Origin of the sequence: Mucilaginibacter sp. Mucisp86 (genome assembly GCF_047324315.1) — a bacterium.
Taxonomy (GTDB): Bacteria; Bacteroidota; Bacteroidia; order Sphingobacteriales; family Sphingobacteriaceae; genus Mucilaginibacter.
The window spans coordinates 4,024,399-4,043,659 of record NZ_CP168503.1; the positions used below are offsets into that span (position 1 = coordinate 4,024,399).

16 protein-coding genes are annotated in these 19,261 nt (G+C 41.1%); 11 read left to right on the forward strand and 5 right to left on the reverse strand.

The features are described from left to right. Nucleotides 1–42: 42 nt before the first annotated feature. The gene (locus ACEN9X_RS17115; RefSeq protein ID WP_413666285.1) at nt 43–693 is read left to right on the forward strand and encodes a VTT domain-containing protein; all 651 of its coding nucleotides are present in this window, start codon (nt 43–45) and stop codon (nt 691–693) included. A 27-nt stretch (nt 694–720) separates the two neighbouring features. On the opposite strand, the gene ACEN9X_RS17120 is transcribed toward ACEN9X_RS17115, so the two are convergent. The 4 genes from ACEN9X_RS17120 to ACEN9X_RS17135 all read right to left on the reverse strand — a co-directional run bounded on the left by ACEN9X_RS17120 (nt 721) and on the right by ACEN9X_RS17135 (nt 5,014). Further along, on the reverse strand, nt 721–1,398 hold the full coding sequence (locus ACEN9X_RS17120; RefSeq protein WP_413666286.1) for a hypothetical protein: 678 nt from the start codon (nt 1,396–1,398) through the stop codon (nt 721–723). A 99-nt stretch (nt 1,399–1,497) separates the two neighbouring features. Further along, nucleotides 1,498–2,460, reverse strand: coding sequence for a zinc dependent phospholipase C family protein (locus tag ACEN9X_RS17125; RefSeq protein WP_413666287.1), 963 nt, complete (start codon nt 2,458–2,460; stop codon nt 1,498–1,500). A gap of 35 nt (nt 2,461–2,495) precedes the next feature. After that, nucleotides 2,496–4,169, reverse strand: coding sequence for a MutS-related protein (locus ACEN9X_RS17130; RefSeq protein ID WP_413666288.1), 1,674 nt, complete (start codon nt 4,167–4,169; stop codon nt 2,496–2,498). 86 nt (nt 4,170–4,255) lie between these two features. Further along, on the reverse strand, nt 4,256–5,014 hold the full coding sequence (locus ACEN9X_RS17135) for a class I SAM-dependent methyltransferase (RefSeq protein WP_413666289.1): 759 nt from the start codon (nt 5,012–5,014) through the stop codon (nt 4,256–4,258). A 244-nt stretch (nt 5,015–5,258) separates the two neighbouring features. On the opposite strand from ACEN9X_RS17135, the gene rpsT reads away from it, so the two are divergent. The 8 genes from rpsT to ACEN9X_RS17175 all read left to right on the forward strand — a co-directional run bounded on the left by rpsT (nt 5,259) and on the right by ACEN9X_RS17175 (nt 15,587). After that, nucleotides 5,259–5,513, forward strand: coding sequence for a 30S ribosomal protein S20 (rpsT, locus tag ACEN9X_RS17140; protein ID WP_112572690.1), 255 nt, complete (start codon nt 5,259–5,261; stop codon nt 5,511–5,513). Between the two features lie 84 nt (nt 5,514–5,597). Then, nucleotides 5,598–6,296 (forward strand): RadC family protein, encoded by a 699-nt coding sequence (radC, locus tag ACEN9X_RS17145; RefSeq protein ID WP_413666290.1) that lies wholly within the window; start codon nt 5,598–5,600, stop codon nt 6,294–6,296. 155 nt (nt 6,297–6,451) lie between these two features. Further along, entirely contained in the window at nt 6,452–8,851 is a 2,400-nt protein-coding gene (gene pheT, locus ACEN9X_RS17150) for a phenylalanine--tRNA ligase subunit beta (RefSeq protein WP_413666291.1), read from the forward strand. Between the two features lie 82 nt (nt 8,852–8,933). After that, on the forward strand, nt 8,934–9,224 hold the full coding sequence (locus ACEN9X_RS17155; RefSeq protein WP_091173696.1) for a hypothetical protein: 291 nt from the start codon (nt 8,934–8,936) through the stop codon (nt 9,222–9,224). Between the two features lie 21 nt (nt 9,225–9,245). After that, nucleotides 9,246–9,536, forward strand: a complete 291-nt coding sequence (locus ACEN9X_RS17160) for a cell division protein ZapA (RefSeq protein WP_090529762.1) — start codon at nt 9,246–9,248, stop codon at nt 9,534–9,536. 241 nt (nt 9,537–9,777) lie between these two features. After that, nucleotides 9,778–11,343, forward strand: coding sequence for a ribonuclease Y (gene rny, locus ACEN9X_RS17165; RefSeq protein ID WP_413666292.1), 1,566 nt, complete (start codon nt 9,778–9,780; stop codon nt 11,341–11,343). 64 nt (nt 11,344–11,407) lie between these two features. Beyond that, entirely contained in the window at nt 11,408–11,956 is a 549-nt protein-coding gene (locus ACEN9X_RS17170; RefSeq protein ID WP_413666293.1) for an Mpo1-like protein, read from the forward strand. A 313-nt stretch (nt 11,957–12,269) separates the two neighbouring features. Continuing rightward, nucleotides 12,270–15,587, forward strand: coding sequence for a carboxypeptidase regulatory-like domain-containing protein (locus ACEN9X_RS17175; protein WP_413666294.1), 3,318 nt, complete (start codon nt 12,270–12,272; stop codon nt 15,585–15,587). A 140-nt stretch (nt 15,588–15,727) separates the two neighbouring features. On the opposite strand, the gene ACEN9X_RS17180 is transcribed toward ACEN9X_RS17175, so the two are convergent. Then, complete coding sequence (locus ACEN9X_RS17180; protein ID WP_413666295.1) at nt 15,728–17,482, reverse strand: lysophospholipid acyltransferase family protein; 1,755 nt, start codon at nt 17,480–17,482, stop codon at nt 15,728–15,730. Nucleotides 17,483–17,555: 73 nt separating this feature from the next. Here ACEN9X_RS17180 and ACEN9X_RS17185 point away from each other — a divergent pair, with 73 nt between their 5' ends. Together ACEN9X_RS17185 and ACEN9X_RS17190 are read left to right on the forward strand one after the other, a co-directional pair. Continuing rightward, nucleotides 17,556–18,425, forward strand: a complete 870-nt coding sequence (locus tag ACEN9X_RS17185) for a ComEA family DNA-binding protein (protein ID WP_413666296.1) — start codon at nt 17,556–17,558, stop codon at nt 18,423–18,425. Continuing rightward, entirely contained in the window at nt 18,422–18,949 is a 528-nt protein-coding gene (locus ACEN9X_RS17190) for an adenine phosphoribosyltransferase (RefSeq protein ID WP_413666297.1), read from the forward strand. Before ACEN9X_RS17185 ends, ACEN9X_RS17190 begins: the two co-directional genes overlap by 4 nt. The last annotated feature ends 312 nt before the right edge of the window (nt 18,950–19,261 follow it).

The following is a 19,261-nucleotide window of genomic DNA, read 5'->3' on the forward strand; positions in this document are numbered from 1 at the left end:
CGTTTTGTTTAATATTTATATTTTTGGGCAAAAATTTAGCCTGTGGAAGTAATAAAAAGCATAATCGACTTTGTACTGCATATTGATAAGCACCTTGTGCAAATAACCAGCACTTACCAGGGGTGGACCTACCTTATCCTGTTCCTGATCATTTTTGCCGAAACAGGTTTAGTTATCTTTCCTATTCTTCCCGGCGATTCACTGCTGTTTGCAGCAGGCGCCCTTATTGCAGGCGGTAATTCTGGTTTGGATATCTGGGTATTAGGCCTCATTTTAATTGCTGCAGCTTTTATTGGTAATACAGTAAATTATTTTGTTGGCAATTATCTCGGCGTTAAAGTATTTAAAGAAGAAAACAAGGTTCTGAAACTGGAATACTATCTTAAAACACAGGCCTTTTTTGATAAACATGGTGGCAAAGCGGTTATCTTTAGCAGGTTTATGCCCATCATTCGTACCATAGCACCTTTTGTGGCAGGAGTTGGTAAGATGCCTTTTTTAAGATATAGCCTTTACAATATCATAGGCGGCGCTTCATGGATCATTGTATTCCTGTTTGCAGGCTATAAATTAGGCCAGGTAGATATCATAGCGAAAAACTTTTCGCTGGTAGGGGTGATCATTATCCTGGTATCGATATTACCGCCAATTTTTGCTGCTGTAAAAGGCCGCACGGCCAAGAATCCGGCTTAATCATAAAATTATTATTCCTTGATGCTGTTAATTGATAGCATCAAGGATCATAGTTCCCATCAGTTTTTCACCTCGATAGGTTTCGGATTTAACAAAACGGCCGAGCTTTGGACTATACCACTCGGTTACGTGAAAGTTAAAGGGAATGCCAATGCCCATCATTTTCATTTTGGTAGTAGCGTCATAACTTATTTGTAAACAGTCAAAGCTGCCTGCATTGGTAGTTATGGTTTCGGCTTGCCCCACTTTGCGGTTTTTAATATCCATTTGCAGGTTGGCCATTTGTGCGCCGCCACTTCCCATATCAATAGCAACTGAGCCATCATCTAAAGTTTGCCCGGCGTGCATATCGGTAGGGTAGGTGAGGTACTTAGCTTCGCCACTTACCTGCATATTGCCTTTCATGTTTGCGGCGGGGACAAATGATTTCATATCTACCTTTATGGTATTGCCGTCGCATATCATTTCAGAATCGCCGCTACCTATAGGTTTTCCATTTTTGTCGTTTATTTCGGCGTGTACTGTAACCGTTGTGGCATCTTTTTTAGTGGTAGTATAAACGGCTGTCATTTGCTGTTTGCCTTTGGCATCCTGGTTTATGTAAGTGAGCTTTTTGCCGTTAACGTTGTTTACAAACTGGCTGCAATTTTGAGCGAGACCTATTTTACAAATAAGCATAAATAGCAGCACTATTAACTTTTTCATAGCATAATAATTTAATGTGGATAGTTTACGCTAAGTTGAGAGAAAAGCAATGCCGAAACAATGTTGCTACTACCCGTTTTAGTTTCGGGTTTTACGCTATTAGTGGTTAGTTACCAGTACTTTGCCTGACCGATACATCAGTTCCTCTTGCTGAAGCTGAACCTTTTGCTCATCCGTTAAAGGCTTTGCGATAAGCTTATTCAGATCCGGCTGCCCGGCATCAACCCAGGCCGAATACCAAAAACTCCCTACAGAAAGTATGGATGCCCGCATTTGTCTCGCAACCATCCCTTTCAACATTCTGTGATAGGCTGTGCTATAAGCGGCAGAGTAATCATTAACCTGTTTTTTACCATGCTGCACCAGCTCGTATTTTTTATCCTGCGGATAGGTTTTATTTAGGATACGTTCAAATCGTAAAACAGTATCAACTTGTTTATAAGTAGCCTTGCAGATACGGAACGCCTCATTAAGTGGGTTATCTACATAGTGGGCCTTGCCAACGAAGTAGTTATAATGATCGGCAAATAATTCGGGCAGGCGGCTTTCCCAAAGGGCGTGGATACCGGTTTGCCCGGTGAGCTGGCCGTTATAGTTTTGGGTGAGGTGCAGTGGCACATGGGCATCGGCAATATAATGCCCTAAGTATGCCGAAGCATTAAGTATATCGGTAGTATCATGCGCCTTGAAGGCCCGCACCAGCCTGTAATATTGGTATTGAATAGCCCAAGGAACAGTGCCGTATTTAATGACGGTATCTTTGGAGTATTTGGTAACGGCGTCCTTCCACTTTTTAGGCATGGTCTCAAATGGCTTTTTGCCATAATGGTCGGTATCAAAGAAATGGCGTGGCGCTTCGGACGAGTCGACATAGCGGCGTTTATCCGGACTAACGGCATGTTCGGTTATGTAACCGATATTGGCCTGGTAGAAACCGGCCATGGCCTTAGGCAGCGTGAAAACAGCCAACCGGTTGATGCGGTAATGCGCAAAGAACCCCCATGATGAGCATAACATGATTAAACAGATACCTGTTATGCTTAAAATTATACGGCGGTTCATGAAGGTAAAGATGCAATTTAAAGAGGGAGTTTTAATTACAAATTATACTTCTCCCTCAATTGGCTGCTTACTTTATTGGCGTCATCAATAATACTCTCCGGAAATCCGACACCTTTTAATACTGCGATGCCATTTCGGTTTTTAAGCAGGCCTTCTTTGATTTTATAATCAAATACCAGCCTGTTGTCACCAATTACTTCCTCAAAAGAGAAAACTTTATAATCACTGCCTAGTAATTCGGCCAGCTCCAGATCGTGTGTTGATACAAACACGAAGCTTTGATTTTGAATAAGATAGGTCAATACTGCTTTTGCTGCGGCTATCCGTTCGATGGTATTTGTGCCCCTGAAAATTTCGTCGATGATCACGAGGCTGTTAACGGGTTTGCTGGCCATAGCCTGGGTAACTATATTTTTAACTGCCAATGCCTCGGCCTGGAAGTAGCTTTTGTTGTCGCCCAGATCATCCATCATATCAATGCTGGTAAATATTTTAAGCGGTGGGGCATGGTAAATCGTAGCAAAACTGGTATTAATAGTTTGTGACAGCAGAGTATTGATAGCGATAGCCCTTATGAAAGTGGTTTTACCCGACATATTGGAGCCGGTTACCAAAACACCCCGGGCGTTATCGATAGAAATGGAATTTGATACGCAGTTTTCAATGAGCGGGTGATAAAGATCGTTAATAATGATATTGGTATTGCCGGTTGTTAGCTGCGGTATGCAATAATGAGCTGCACCATCCCGTACCGATTGGATAGCAATGGCAACATCTACTTCGGCAACCGCTTCGTAAATAACTTTTATATCAGTAAGATATTTGTTCACCTTGCTGATGGATTTTATAAACACCAGCGGCTCAACAAGGAGGAACATTTTCAACCATTCGGTTACCAGGTAATAAATATCGGTAGGGTCAATAGTTGCTTTGTTTTGCAGGGTAATATAATTTAACGACTTTTTGAGTTTACCCATGTTAGCCATGCTTAGATTTATGTTTTCATTATCCCTGAGCAGGTTGTGGTTTTTAAGCCAGTTTGATACCTTGAATAAAACCAGCAGTTGTGGTAATGAGTGCGTATAATTCAGCATCTGGGTTTTATTGCTGTAGTGAATAACTACATTGGCTACCATTAAAACTAGCAATAGCATAAACATAAATTGATTGGGGGCTATAAAAAGGCTGAATGCTACCCCGATGATCAAAAAAGGTGCTATGCTGATATAAAAATTACCGATAGCCGGAAATATAGAATAGTGTGGTTTCCCGAAGAGTTCAGGCAGGTAATAGGCATCATTACTTCCTAATTCGGATAGTTTAAGTTCCGCGTTTTCTCTCAGTTCCTTATTAGCTGTTGTAAGTTTTATTCTTTGTTCAAGTGTTTCAAAATAATCAGCTGAAATTTGTGGTGAATGCAACTGCTTATATAAGTATTGCTGACCAGGTTTAGAGTTGGTGCGGTCGATGTATTCAAATACGCCGTCGATATCCAGATCTGTGGCGGTATCTGCCGAGATTTCACTTGCGCCGCCATAAGCTGTTAAATAACTGCTGATCGGTTTGAAGTTTCTGCCGGCTATTATAGGCTTGCCCCAGCGTTCCTTTATTTCGGCAAGTTTCTTTTTTTGTTGGGATTTGCTTTTTAAATGGCTTATTAAGATAAATATAAAAGGCAGCAGTATGACGATAATGATCCAATATATCATGTGTGAATGTAGTATTAGTAAGCTGTTGTTGCTTATTAGATAATACCCGCATGTAATTGTTTCATCGATACGAAATAATGTTGAGCTTACAATCTCCCCGAATAAACTTTGGTATCGTAATTAATAACTATCACACCATCCTGCTGATATTTATCAAAAAGAGCCTGTAAATCATCGATCATTGGCTGGGAGCCTATATCCTCGCGCGTAGGCATATACGATGATGAAAGCAGCCGGCCTTTCAATCCTTCAAAATCGAATACCTGTTTATTAGAAAACACCTCGAGGTGGACTGGTTCGGGGTTAAAGAAAGCCGCAATATGTTCGGTATCGATGTTGCGGTGATCAACCTTTACATAATCATTGCCATGTTTTATGATAAGTTGATCGTATTCCTGTTCAAATGCTGAGGTTGTTTTTCTTTCATTCCAGATGAGGGCAACGATGCCATTCGGTTTCAGGATCCTTTTAAATTCGGTACGGGTTTTCTCTGCATCAAACCAATGAAAAGCCTGCCCCGCTATAACTGCATTAACTGTGCTGCTTTTAATACCTGTGTTTTCGGCAGTACCATTTTGGGGGATAAAACCATTATATGAACCAATTAGTTCTATTGCTTTTTCGCGCATCTCCAGGTTAGGTTCAATAGCAATTACCCGGTAACCCTTTTTTAAAAATAATTCGGTTGAGATTCCTGTGCCGGCGCCAATATCGGCAATAAGCTTGTCTTGCGTTAAACCATAAGTGTCATGTAAAAACTTAACAATCCCGTCGGGATAACCGGGACGGTATTTTACATAATCTTCAACCCGGTTGCTAAACCTGGTGGTGCTGTTGGTAACCATGATGCAATAGTTTTATGTTAATTAACGCCGCAAAAATCATTGTGTTGTATGAACACTTTATGAATAGTAAGTTAACAGGTTATTAAATAGCGTGCCCAGCAGGTTGTAAGGTTGCAGGTAATCCTTCACATTATCAATTCAATTACATTGAAATTTAAATCAAAAAACCACTTGCATATTAAATTTAATCACCCTATATTTGCAGTCCTTAAAATAAGTAGAAAAGAATAACAAGCTATACGAGATGGCAAATCATAAATCATCATTAAAAAGAATTAGGGCAAACGCTGCGAAGCGTCTGCGTAACAGGTACCAGGCTAAAACAACCAGGAACGCTATTAAAAAATTAAGAAACACTACTACCAAAGCTGATGCAACTGCATTGTTGGGTAAAGTAATTTCTATGCTTGATCGTTTAGCTAAAAAGAACGTTATTCACAAAAACAAAGCTTCGAACAATAAATCAAAGCTTACTAAATTTGTTAACGGCTTAAGCTAATCTTAGCTTTTAAAATATACCGAAGGGGATGGCGTACCAACGCTATCCCTTTTTTTGTTTGGTGCTTTTTCATACTTTAATGCCGTGGAAAACTACGAAAGCAAGATCAGTATTAAGTCATGGGCCGAGGAAGACCGCCCGCGCGAAAAGCTAAGCGGACAGGGACGCCGTGCCCTTACCGATGCCGAATTGATAGCGATATTGATTGGCTCGGGCAGCCGTACCGAAACCGCGGTTGAGCTGAGCAAGCGTATCCTGTATCACTATGATAATGATCTGAACAAGCTTGGCAAGGCTTCAATAACCGAGCTATCCAAATTTAAAGGGATAGGAGAGGCCAAGGCTATATCTATTATTGCAGCGTTGGAGATAGGTCGCCGCCGTAATGAATCTGAGTCGGGAGCTATAGAGGTGATCACATCAAGCAGGGATGGCTACAATGTGATGCGCCGGCACCTGATGGATCTGAACCATGAAGAGTTTTGGATCATATTACTGGGGCGTTCCAATAAAGTGTTAGGAAAGGAGCTGATCAGCAAGGGTGGCTTATCAGCTACGGTGTGCGATCCCAAGATCATTTTTTACTCGGCCCTGCAATACCAGGCCAGTGGACTGATCCTCGTGCATAATCACCCGTCTGGGAACCTGAAACCCAGCAACGAAGATATTCAACTCACCAAAAAAATAAGCGCCGCCGGCAGGATGCTGGATATTGGCGTATTTGACCATTTGATCATTACTGATGGCGGTTATTTTAGTTTGGCCGATGAAGGGATGATGTAATTTTGATTTGAAGATTTGAAAATGAGGCAATTTGAAAATTAATACATTGTTTTCAAATCTTCAAATTAGATTAATTTTCAAATAAAATACCTTTTACCTTTCGCCTTTAACCTTTCAGCCTAAATCGTATCTTTGCCGATTATCATTTCGGACTAATGAAAATATCTTATAACTGGCTTAAAGAATTTATTGATACTGATAAAACGCCCCAGGAAATTTCAATCATCCTCACCGGCACCGGTTTGGAGGTTGAAAGTCTGGAGAAAGTGCAGGCTGTTCCCGGCGGACTGGAAGGCCTGGTGATTGGTTACGTAAAGGAATGTGTTGACCATGCCAATTCTGATCACCTGCATGTTACCAAAGTTGATGTGGGCGGCGAGGAAGACTTACAAATTGTTTGCGGTGCTGCTAACGTAGCTGCCGGACAAAAAGTGGTGGTTGCTGTGGTTGGCTCAACCGTTTACCCAACCAGCGGTGAGCCTTTTGCTATCAAAAAATCAAAGATCAGGGGTGAAGAATCTCACGGGATGATCTGTGCCGAAGATGAAATAGGTTTAGGAACCAGTCATGCCGGTATTATGGTATTGCCTGAGGATGCGCCTGTAGGTACTCCGGCTAAAGAATACTTCAAGCTGAACGACGATTACATGTACGAGATTGGCTTAACCCCTAACCGTGCTGATGCGGCTTCGCATTTAGGTACTGCAAGAGATATTGCCGCTTTTCTGAAGATAGGTATCCACAAGCCGGATGTAAGTGCATTTAAAGTTGATAATACCAACCGTACTATTAAGGTTGTAGTGGAGAACGAGCAGGCATCGCCGCGTTACTCTGGTTTAACTGTCAGCGGTGTTGAGGTTAAAGAGTCGCCGCAATGGTTAAAGGAGCGTTTAGCTGTTATCGGCATCCGTGCTATCAATAACATTGTAGACGTTACCAACTATGTGTTGCATGAGCTTGGTCAGCCCTTACATGCTTTTGATGCGGATGAAATAACCGGGAACGAGGTATTGGTGAAAAACTATGCTGAAGGCACAGTGTTCAAAACACTTGATGAGGTTGACAGAAAATTATCTGCCGATGACCTGATGATTGGTAATGCCGAAGAGCCTATGTGTATAGCAGGTGTTTTTGGCGGCGCAAAATCGGGCGTTAAGGAATCAACCAAGAATATTTTCCTGGAGAGTGCTTATTTCAACCCGGTATCAGTTCGTAAAACTTCAAAAAGGCATGGTTTAAAAACCGATGCTTCATTCAGGTTTGAGCGTGGTACAGATCCGGATATGACAGTTTTTGCGTTGAAACGTGCTGCATTATTAATTCAGCAGGTGGCAGGCGGTGAGGTATCGTCAGAAATTTCTGATCACTACCCTGCTCCGGTTGCACCGTTTGCTGTAGAGATCACCTATAACACTATTGATAAACTGATTGGTAAAAAGATTGGCAATGATGAGATCAAAGGCATCATCACGGCGCTTGATATTAAGATAGTGAATGAAACTGCGGATTCATTATCGTTACAAGTGCCGCCATATCGTGTGGATGTTACCCGCGATGTGGATGTGGTTGAAGAGATCCTGAGGATTTATGGTTATAACAACATCGAGATCCCTACACAGATCAGGGCGTCGTTAAATAACTCCACCCGCCCGGAGAAAGATACCGTTCAAAACCAGTTATCTGATTTATTGAGCGCGAATGGCTTTAACGAGATCCTGGCTAACTCGCTTACCAAATCCGCTTATTCTGATAACCTGGATACGGCCGTTAAGATCCTGAATCCTTTAAGCAGTGATTTGGATGTAATGCGCCAAACATTGCTATACTCTGGTTTGGAAGCTATCGCTTATAATCAGAACCGCCGTAGCTCGGATCTGAAATTTTATGAGTTTGGTAAGGTGTACAGCGTTAAGGATGATAAATACATCGAAACGCAACGTTTCAGCATTTTCATTACAGGGGCTAATGCCGGTGAGCAATGGAACCAGAAATCGAAGCCGGTATCATTCTACAATATCAAGGCTGTAGTTGATGGCATTTTACAACGCCTTAACATCAGTAACTTCACCGTTGAGGATGCAACCTGCAAAAAAATGTCGTTTGGCATTCAATACATGTTAAACGGCAAGCAATTGGTGAAATTTGGCTCGGTTGCAGCTGCTTCATTGAAAAAGGCAGATGTTGATAAAGAGGTATTTTACGCCGATTTCAATTTCGACCTTGTATTGGCCGCTATTCGTAAAAACAAGATTGTTTACCAGGAAGTTTCCAAATTTCCCGCTGTAAGGCGCGACCTGTCTATGCTGATAGATCAAAGCGTGTCATTTGGCCAGCTAAAACAAATTGCACTGCGCACCGAGCGTAAATTGCTGAAGGAGGTTGATGTGTTTGACGTTTACCAGGGCGATAAATTACCTGCAGGTAAAAAATCATATGCTTTAAGTTTTATCATCCAGGACATCGAAAAAACATTAACGGATAAGGCGATTGATTCTATTATGCAGAAATTAATTTATAATTTAGGAAAAGAAGCCGGAGCGGAGATTCGTAAATAATTTCGGATTTCGGAATTTCGATTTCGGATTTAGAAATTAGAATTCAGTAATTCAATAAATCAATAATTCAGTAATTGAAAAAATGCCTTCTTTAGCAGAGCAGTTAAATAAAATTGTAGATAAAACCGAGCGCCTGATTGAACTGTGCGCTGCTTTGCAGGAGGAAAATGACCTTTTAAAACTGGAGAGTGAGGCGCTTACAGTAGCCCTTAATGCCAGTAAGGCCAAGACAAAAGAACTGGAAGAAAAATTAAAAGTTGTTAAAGTTGCCAAGTCTTTTTCTGAAACAAATGAAAAAAGTGTTGACATTAAGCAAAAAATTAACGACTTTGTGCAGGAAATAGATAAGTGTATTGTATTATTGAAAAAATAGTACAAAAAGTGAAAAGCTCAAATGGGAGAAATCTCAATAAAAATAAATATTGCTGACCGCGTTTACCCCTTAAAGGTGAACATGGAGGAAGAAGAAATAATACGCAGGGCGGCTAAGCTGATCAACGACCGGATAAAAGAATATCAGGAAAATTATGCGGTTAGGGATAAGCAGGATTTACTTTCAATGTGTGTGCTGCATTACGCAACATCATCATTGAAGGCTGAAAAGAAAGTTACCGTAGAAGATACTGAGGTAACCGAAAAGGTTTATCATTTAGATCATTTGTTGACAGAGTTTTTTTCGAAGTAATAATCGTTCTTTATATAATATACATACAGAGCACATTAAGATTTAACCGCAGTTAAATTTTAGGTTTCACTATTAAAAACTTAACGCTTCAATATTAAGCGGATCAAGAGGCATGCGTTAGTTGCGATTAACGTTAACCAACCCATGGTCCCCAATATCCGAAATGAAGTTTTAAATACATGATACTTAAATTTAGTTGCGGTTTTTTTATTTACATATACATAACACCACCAAACCTAAAATGGACATATTACTATACGTTATCATCGGCCTGCTTGTAGGCGCCATAATTGGCGTTTTGATAGGCCGCTTCCTGCTCCGCAAATTGTTTAAAGACCAGGAAGCCTCAGCTCAGAATAAAGTGAAAAAGATTTTAAAAGATGCTGAAAACAATGCCGAGATCCTGAAGAAAAACAAGCTGCTTGAAGCTAAAGAGAAGTTTCTACAAATGAAAGCTGAACACGAACAGGAAGTTAATAATAAAAATAATGCGGTAAACCAACGCGAAAACAGTGTTAAGCAAAAAGAGCAATCATTAAATCAGCGCCTGGAAAATGTTAACCGTAAGGAAAACGAGCTTGACAACACACGTAAAAATCTTGAAAAACAAACCGAGATAGTTGTTAAAAAGCAAGACGAGGTTGAACATCTTAAAAATCAGCACATTCAACAATTGGAAACCATTGCCGGTTTATCTGCTGATGATGCTAAAAATCAGCTGGTGGATACCCTGCGCGAAGAAGCCCGTACAAAAGCGATGATCCAGATCAAGGATATTGTTGACGAGGCTAAACTTACGGCTACTAAAGAGGCTAAGAAAATAGTTATCCAAACTATTCAGCGTACCGCTACTGAAAGTGCTATTGAAAACACGGTATCGATCTTCAATATCGAAAACGATGAGATCAAAGGCCGTATCATCGGTCGTGAAGGCCGTAACATCCGTGCTTTGGAAGCTGCCACCGGTATCGAGATCATTGTTGATGATACCCCTGAGGCTATTATTCTTTCGGGCTTTGACCCGGTAAGGCGCGAAATAGCCCGTTTGGCTATGCACCGTTTAGTTACCGACGGTCGTATCCACCCGGCCCGTATCGAGGAGGTTGTTGCTAAAACTAAAAAGCAGATCGAGGAAGAGATTGTTGAAATAGGCGAGCGCACGGTAATTGACCTTGGTATTCATGGATTACACCCTGAGCTGATCCGTATGGTGGGTCGTATGCGTTACCGTTCATCATACGGGCAAAATCTGTTACAGCACTCGCGCGAGGTTGCAAACTTCTGCGCTACCATGGCTGCCGAACTTGGTTTAAATGTTAAAATGGCTAAACGTGCCGGCTTACTGCACGATATTGGCAAAGTGCCTGATGATAACCCGGAACTGCCGCACGCTATTTTGGGTATGCAGCTGGCCGAAAAATATAAAGAGCACCCTGAAGTTTGCAATGCTATAGGCGCCCACCACGATGAAATTGAGATGACTTCAATGCTGTCGCCGATAATTCAGGCTTGTGATGCTATATCAGGTGCCCGTCCGGGTGCCCGCCGTGAGGTTGTTGAAAGCTACATCAAACGTTTAAAAGAACTGGAGGAACTGGCATTGTCATATCCGGGTGTGGAGAAAACCTTTGCGATACAGGCCGGCCGTGAACTGCGTGTTGTTGTTGAAAGCGAAAAGATCAGCGACGCACAATCGGAAGTATTGGCTGCTGATATCTCAAACAGGATTCAGACAGAAATGACCTATCCTGGCCAAATTAAAGTTACCGTTATCAGGGAAACCCGTTCGGTAGCCTTTGCCAAGTAATCATTATAAAATTAAACAAAACCCTTTCGGCATAAAAACTGAAAGGGTTTTTTATTTTTACAGCGTGACCGCAAAAACATCAAATAATAAACAGAAAGCAGCAGTTAAAACTACCGCAAGTACCGATGAACGCCCTGCTGACCGTTATTTCAGGGAGTATGAAGAAGCCCACCAGGAAAAGGTTAACCAGGTTATACATTATATATGTATCCCAACTTTAGCATTTAGCATATTTGGACTGATCTGGTCAATCCCGTTTCCGCATTTAGCTTTCCTTGGTGTTTATAATGGATATTTTAACTGGGCATCCTTCGTGATAGCCATCGCTATCTATTTTTATTTAAAGCTCTCGCCAATTATATCTTACTTTATCTTATTTATTTTATTGGGTTTTAGTTATGGTATAATGGAGCTCGTGGCCTGGCAACAAGCCGGGGGGCCTGCCATGTGGTCATTATGCATTTCTGTATTTATTCCTTCGTTATCCGCCTTGCTAATAGGTAACAGCCGCGAACCACTATATGAAAAAAATGGGCTCAATATCAGGTCATTAGTTATTGCACCTGCATACCTGTTAAATCAATTGCTTAATAAGCTGAGAATCAAAAGTTGATCTTGTCTATCAATATATTAAGCATTTGTTAAAAAGCTAATTATCATCGGTTGCATTGGTAGCTAATAGCGTCGGATTTTTAGCTTTAATGTACATAGTTGTGTAATTTATGCGCAATCAGTAATTGAGGAAAAAATTAACATTATGCTATTGGGTGTTTTTGTATCTTTCTGATGTTCAGTTTTTTGTGTTTTTAATCGAAGGCTATTATGTTAAGCAAAAAAGAAATTATTAAGCAGTTGTTAATATAATAATCTGATGTTAATGTAAACTTAACATTGATGGGGCAATTTTGTGCAATAAAAACTCACAAATGAAAAAGCTCTACTTTATTATTTTAACACTAATAATTATTGGGGTTGGGGGCGTCGCAAACGCTCAGATCACTACCTCGGTACTTGTTGGTAAAGTTACAGATCAGAAAGGTGCTACACTTCCGGGTGTAACCATTACTGTACTTAATACCAGCACAGGTACCAGGTATGGTGCACAAACCAATGCCGAAGGCCGTTTCTCGGTTAATAACATTAACCCGGGCGGTCCTTACACCGTAACCGCTACTTTTATCGGTTATAAAAAAGACGAAAAAAGCGATCTTACCCTTCAATTGGGTAACGCAACTTTAAACTTTGTACTGCAGGACGAAACTACTACCCTGCAAGAGGTTAAAGTAAAAGCGTCTGCAGGCCCTGCAAAAACTGGTGCAAGTACCCGTATTGGTCAAAACCAAATCCGTACTGCTCCTTCAATTAACCGCAGCTTACAGGATTTAACAAGAAATACCCCTCAAAGCAATAACAACTCGTTTCAGGGTACCAACTACCGTTACAATAACGTAACGCTTGATGGTGCTATAAATAACGATGCAATTGGTTTCAGCCCTTCATTAGGCGGTCAAAACAACGCTTCAGGCCAGGTTGGTAGCAGTACACGTACAAGCCCTATCTCTCTTGACGCTATCCAGGATATCCAGGTTTATGTTGCTCCTTACGATATCAAAATTGGTAACGTATTAGGTGGTAGTATCAACGCTGTAACCCGTAGCGGTACAAATGATTTCTCAGGCGCAGTTTATGGTTATGGCCGTGGATCATTCATGGTAGGTGCTAACAATGCCAAAGCTGCTTTAGGTGGCGATGGTTCAAAACTTAGCGATTTCCATGATTACCAAAGTGGTATCCGTTTAGGTTTCCCAATCATTAAAAATAAATTATTCTTCTTTACCAATGAAGAGATTGCCCGCAGGCAGGACCCTGTTATCCGCGGTCTTGATCACAATGGTTCGGCTAATATCTTAAGCCAGGCCGACGGTGATAAATTGGTTGCCGCATTTAAATCATTTACCGGCGGTCTTGATCCTGGTACATACAACAACACTACGATATTCTCTAATTCAAACAAGTACTTTAACCGTTTAGATTGGAATATCGATGATCACAACCAGTTAACCATCCGTAACAATACTATCAGCTCAAAAGCTACAAACTTAGAGCGTGATCAGCAGAACTTCCGTTTCAGCGGTATCGATTATACTTCTCACAACAACTCAACTTCAACAGTTGCGGAATTGAAATCAAGGTTTTCAGGTAACTTGAGCAATAGCCTGGTATTAGGTTACTCTGCTGTTCATGATTATCGTGACCCTAACTCAAACCCGGCGTTACCTCAGATCGAGATCACCGGTCGTACCCCTGGTACAACTATATTCATGGGTACCGACCGTGAGGCTGCTATCTTTGATATGCACCAGAAAACTGCTGAGTTTACTGATAACTTAACCTGGACAAAAGGAAAACATACGTTTACATTTGGTACTCACAACGAGTTTTATAATATCACTTATAACTTCGTAAATGCGTGGAACGGTCGTGTGGCTTATAGCAGCATTGAAAACTTTATTGCTAACAACCCTTCACGTATACGTGCAAACTTCAATTACACAGATAATACACGTGATTATATCTTAGCGCACCCTTCGGCTCAGTTTAAAGTTAACCTGCTGAGTTTATATGGACAGGATGATATTCAGTTAACTGATAACTTCAAATTGACTGTAGCTTTACGTGCTGATTATGCAGGTGTGCCAAACAAACAACCATTGAGCGATAAAACAACTAACGCTCCGGTTGATCCAAACTACGGTACCACTTATACTTATACCAAACCAAAAGATATCAAACAAAATTACCTGGGTAACATAGAGTGGAACCCCCGTGTATCATTTAACTATGATGCCAATGGTGATCAAAGCGTTATTTTACGTGGTGGTAGCGGTTTCTTCACTGGCCGTGTTCCTTTTGCATGGTTTGGCTACGCGTTTTACAATAACGGTGCTACTTATGGTGCTTATGATAAAAAACCATCAGCTACATCTCCGATTACTCCGGGTACCAACCCTATTCAGGCACCTCCTAATGGTGGTTTAAACTTTGTTAATCAACAAGGTAACTTTAATACCGGTGCTACTGGTTCTACCCAGGTGGATATGATTGATAATAACTTCAAAATGCCACAGGTATGGAGAAGCAGCTTAGCAGTTGATTATACAACTGATAACCAATGGAAATTTACTGTTGAAGGTATCTATACCAAAGTTATTCATGACTTGAAATTTCAGCAGGTAAATACCAAGGATAGTGTAACTTATTATCCTTATGATACCCAGCACCAACAGCCGATATTCATCAACAAGGGTATCAACTCAAAATATACCAATGCTTATTTGTTATCAAATACCAGCGAAGGTTATCGTTACAGTGCAACTGCACAAGTAGCAAAATTCACTCAGTTTGATCCACAAAGTGCATTAAACTTCTCAGTTGCCTATACCTACGGACACTCTAAAGACGTTACCAATGGTATCCGTAACTCAATGGAGTCAAACTGGCAGTTGAACCAGGCTTTGAATCCTAACAATCCGGGTTTAGCTAATTCAAACTTTGATATCCGTCACCGTATCGTATCAAACGTGAATTTCAAACACGATTGGGATGCCGGACACAACTACACAGCTAACTTTACTTTCTTCTTTAGCGCGCAAAGTGGTAACCCATACACTTATGATACCTATCCAAACGCTATCGACGGGACAGGTCAGCAATTAAGCCTGGCTTACATCCCTACCAGAGACGAAACAGCTAAGATGATTGTTGATCAGGTAAAAAATGGTGTAGTGGTACAAACTGCTGCACAACAGGTAGCTGCGTTTGATGCATTTATTGATGGCGACAAATATTTAAGTTCACGTCGTGGCAAGTTTACAGAACGTAATGCTGCTTTCACTCCATGGAATAATCAATTAGACTTCCGCTTTACTCAAGACTTCAAATTTGGTAACGGTAAACACAAACAGATGATCACATTTACTTATGATATCATCAACCTTACCAACTTATTGAACAAGAGTTGGGGACAATATTATTTCTCGGCAAATACTTTCAACTCTTCGGCAAGTGTTGGTTTAACACCTGTTAGTACTTTGCCAGGAACTGCTACTGGTCCGGCTTTTGTTAAAAACGGTAATGTTACATCATACCCAACCTACAATTTTTCCAACCCAGGTTTACCATACTCAGTTGATTTGTTCGCTTCACGCTGGCAAATGCAATTTGGTGTACGTTACAGCTGGTAATTGTAAAACAAAATATGGTTAATGAAAACGCCCCCGATGAATATTGGGGGCGTTTTGTTTTGGGTAACGATTTGATTGCCGCCATAAAAAAAGAGAGACAAGCTTGCTGGTGTCTCTCTTTCTTTTAGATTGAAGATTTACTATAAATTTTTCCCCAATTTATCCAGTATATCCTGCGGTACCTTTTCAAGGTCAAGAACGAGGAAGCCATCCAAACAATCGGCAAATTTAGGGTCGATATTGAAGCTGATGATTTTTGCATTCAGGGCGATGTACTGGCGCAATAATACAGGAACCTTCATGTTACGGGTTTCTACTTCAGATATCAGGTTGTCGAGCCCTTTAAAACTGTCTTCGCCGGCCATCAGCAGGTCGGTATCAATTTTGGCAAAATCAACCTTGAATTTTTTGCGCGGTTTAACATATTGCGCCATTTCATGATCAAAGTGATTGCGATTGATATAATCGACAATAAGCGATTTGGAAAATTTAGAAAACGAGTTGCTGATGCTTACCGGGCCTATCAGATAACGATAGCGTGGGTTATCAATCAAGAATTTGAGGATACCTTTCCATAGTAAGAATAACGGTAAAGGCTTGGTTTGATACTCCTTGCGGATCCATGAGCGGCCCAGTTCCAGGCTTCTGCGTAATACGGGTATAAACTGAGTTTTTAGCTTAAATAATTCATTTACATAAAATCCTTTTTTGCCCACGCTGTAAAATATCTCGTCGCCCAGGCCTATGCGATAGGCCCCAACTATACGTTTGGCCTCAAAGTCCCAGATAAAGAGATGGTGATAGTAGATATCGTATTCATCAAGGTCGATAGCTTTGTTTGTCCCTTCACCAACTTCGCGGAAAGTGATTTCGCGCAGCCTGCCTATCTCCCGTATCACGTTGGGGATGGTTGAGGTTGGTACTATAAACACTTCGTAATTTTTCTCGGTCCAAACTTTATAGGTTTCGCGTAGCGGTTCTATCTCCTGTTCAAGAATAGCGCTATCTATTTCGGGTGTAATCTCCTCTGCATCACGTTTAATTTTAAACAGGTTACGCGGACTGAATATCTTCTTTTCCTCTTCTAAACCTGTACCCAAAGCATAGGTACGGGCGCGTAAAAAATTAAGAAGTTTAGTACTATTATTATAGTCGGGGATATCGGTTACATTAATGGGTTTCCCTATCCGTAGTTTAATGGTATGCCCATGTTTGTTAAATAACTCTGATGGCAACTTAGCCGTACGCAGGGTAGGGTGCAGCAAACTGAGGAAGTTAAATAACAGACCGTTATTGCCATGGAAATAAATAGGAACCACCGGTACTTTGGCTTTGGCAATGATCTTACCTACAACAGGGTGCCACATACGGTCGGTTACCTGTTTTTGCTCTACCTTAAAGGTTGATACCTCGCCGGCCGGGAAAATACCGATGGGAGTGCCCTGGTTCAATAGCTCGAGTGTATTTTTTAAACCGCTTATGCTTGATGAATGCTCAACGTTTTCAAAAGGATTTACAGCTATAAAATAATCGGCAAGATTAGGGATTTTTTTTAGCAGGAAGTTGGCCATCAGCTTTGAATCTGGGCGGGCCATGCACAGGATTTTTAATAATACCATGCCCTCAATACCTCCGTAGGGATGATTGGCTATGGCTATAAAGCTACCTTCTTTAGGTATGTTACGCAGCTCGCGCTCATCAAATTCAATATCAATGCCGCAGCCTTCTAATATAGCATCAACAAACTCAGGGCCTTGTTTGGGTTGTGCCTGGGCAAAAAGATCGTTAACCTGGTTTATCTTCATTAACTCCATCAATAAAGCGGCCAGGCCCGGCATTTTCAACTTATCCAGTTTGGTGGCTTTGGCAAACTCTTCGGTGGTTATAACTTTCATTGTTTATAAGCAGTATGTTTAACAAATAAATATCCTAAATTTTTATTTAATTTAACGCCGGTAACGTATATAAATGAGGCTGCAAATTAAAAACTACCTGTCTGTCACAAAAAAAGAGTGGAACGGAATGGTAGTATTGATTATTTTAATAGCGATGGTGCTGTTGGCCCCTTATGTGTACCAGGCAAGCCACAAAGATAATACAATAAATTTTAAGGCTTTTGATAAAGCGACAGTTGGAACTGATAAAACAGGCAGTATTATAGCTGATGATAGCGCTTTTACGGGTGATAGTCGTATTCCACCTGCTGTTCTCTTCAAATTTAACCCGAACCATCTACCACTTGCCGATTGGGTAAAACTAGGCCTCACCGAACATCAGGCCGTGGTTGTTAAACATTATGAAGAAAAAGGCGGGCTTTTCTTTACCAAAGGAGATGTACAAAAAATGTACAGTATTAGTCCGGCCGAATACAAGCGTCTTGAGCCGTATATTGACCTGCCCGATGGACCTGCTTATCACGTAAACAAAGTTAAACCGGGCGAAACAATAGAAATTAACACCGCCGACTCGGCAAGGCTTACAATGATCCATGGGATTGGCCCCGCATTTGCCCGGCGTATTGTACACTATCGCGAACGGGTTGGTGGCTTTTACAATAAAGAGCAGTTAAAAGAGGTTTACGGCATCGACGAGGAAAAGTATAACCAGATCAGGGCTGATATTGCTGTTGATGGCAGGCATATCATTAAAGTGAATATTAACACAGCCACATTTAGCGAGCTTAAGCGCTTCCCCTATCTAAGCTATAAACAAATGGATGCCGTTATTGCTTATCGTGATGAGCATGGTAATTACAATACCTTGACCGATCTGAAAAATATTGCCATACTTAATGACGGAATTTTGCGTAAAATTGGGCCTTATTTAGTTTTCAAATGATAGCCCAGCAAATAAAAGCAGCCATAAGGGACATTCCCGATTTTCCGAAACCTGGAATTATTTTTAAAGATATTACCCCGATACTTAAAGATCCCGAACTGTGTGAAAACATTATCGACGCTTTTGTTGAGCAATTAAAGGGCACCCGCATTGATGCAGTGGCCGGTATAGAAAGCAGAGGTTTTTTATTTGGCCTTACATTGGCTACCAAGTTGGGCGTTCCTTTTGTTCCGGTACGCAAGGCCGGTAAGCTGCCATTCACCATAAAACAAAAAGCATATAAGCTGGAATACGGTACAGCGACGATTGAATTACACACCGATGCCTTTGAACCCGGTCAGCATATATTATTACATGACGATTTGCTGGCCACCGGCGGTACAGTGACTGCAGCCAGTGAACTTATTAAGGAAATGGGCGGCGTAGTTGCCGGTTTTTCATTTGTAGTTGGGCTTGGATTTTTGAATGGCCGGGAGCGTATAACGCCTATTTGCGATAAACTGGTGGTGCTGGCCGATTATTAATTGTAACATTTATAGTAGTTTTACTATTTTGTAAGAGGCCTTTTCGGCGGATTTAAGCTTATAATGAGGTAATTGTAAGTTGCTGCTTATTAAGCATGTTTTTTTTGATTAGTTTTATGAATATGGGCGTTGCCTGCGGCCCGTGCTATGCGCTCATACGGCACAGGCATTATCCGTTGGCTAACGGACGGTATCCGCTCCTATCACTAACGCGGCCGCCTGCACGGCATCTCTAAAACATATTTTGCACGTCATCACAATTTTTTCCAGGGTTTCTCTGATAGTTACTCGCAAAGACGCTAAGGCGCAAAG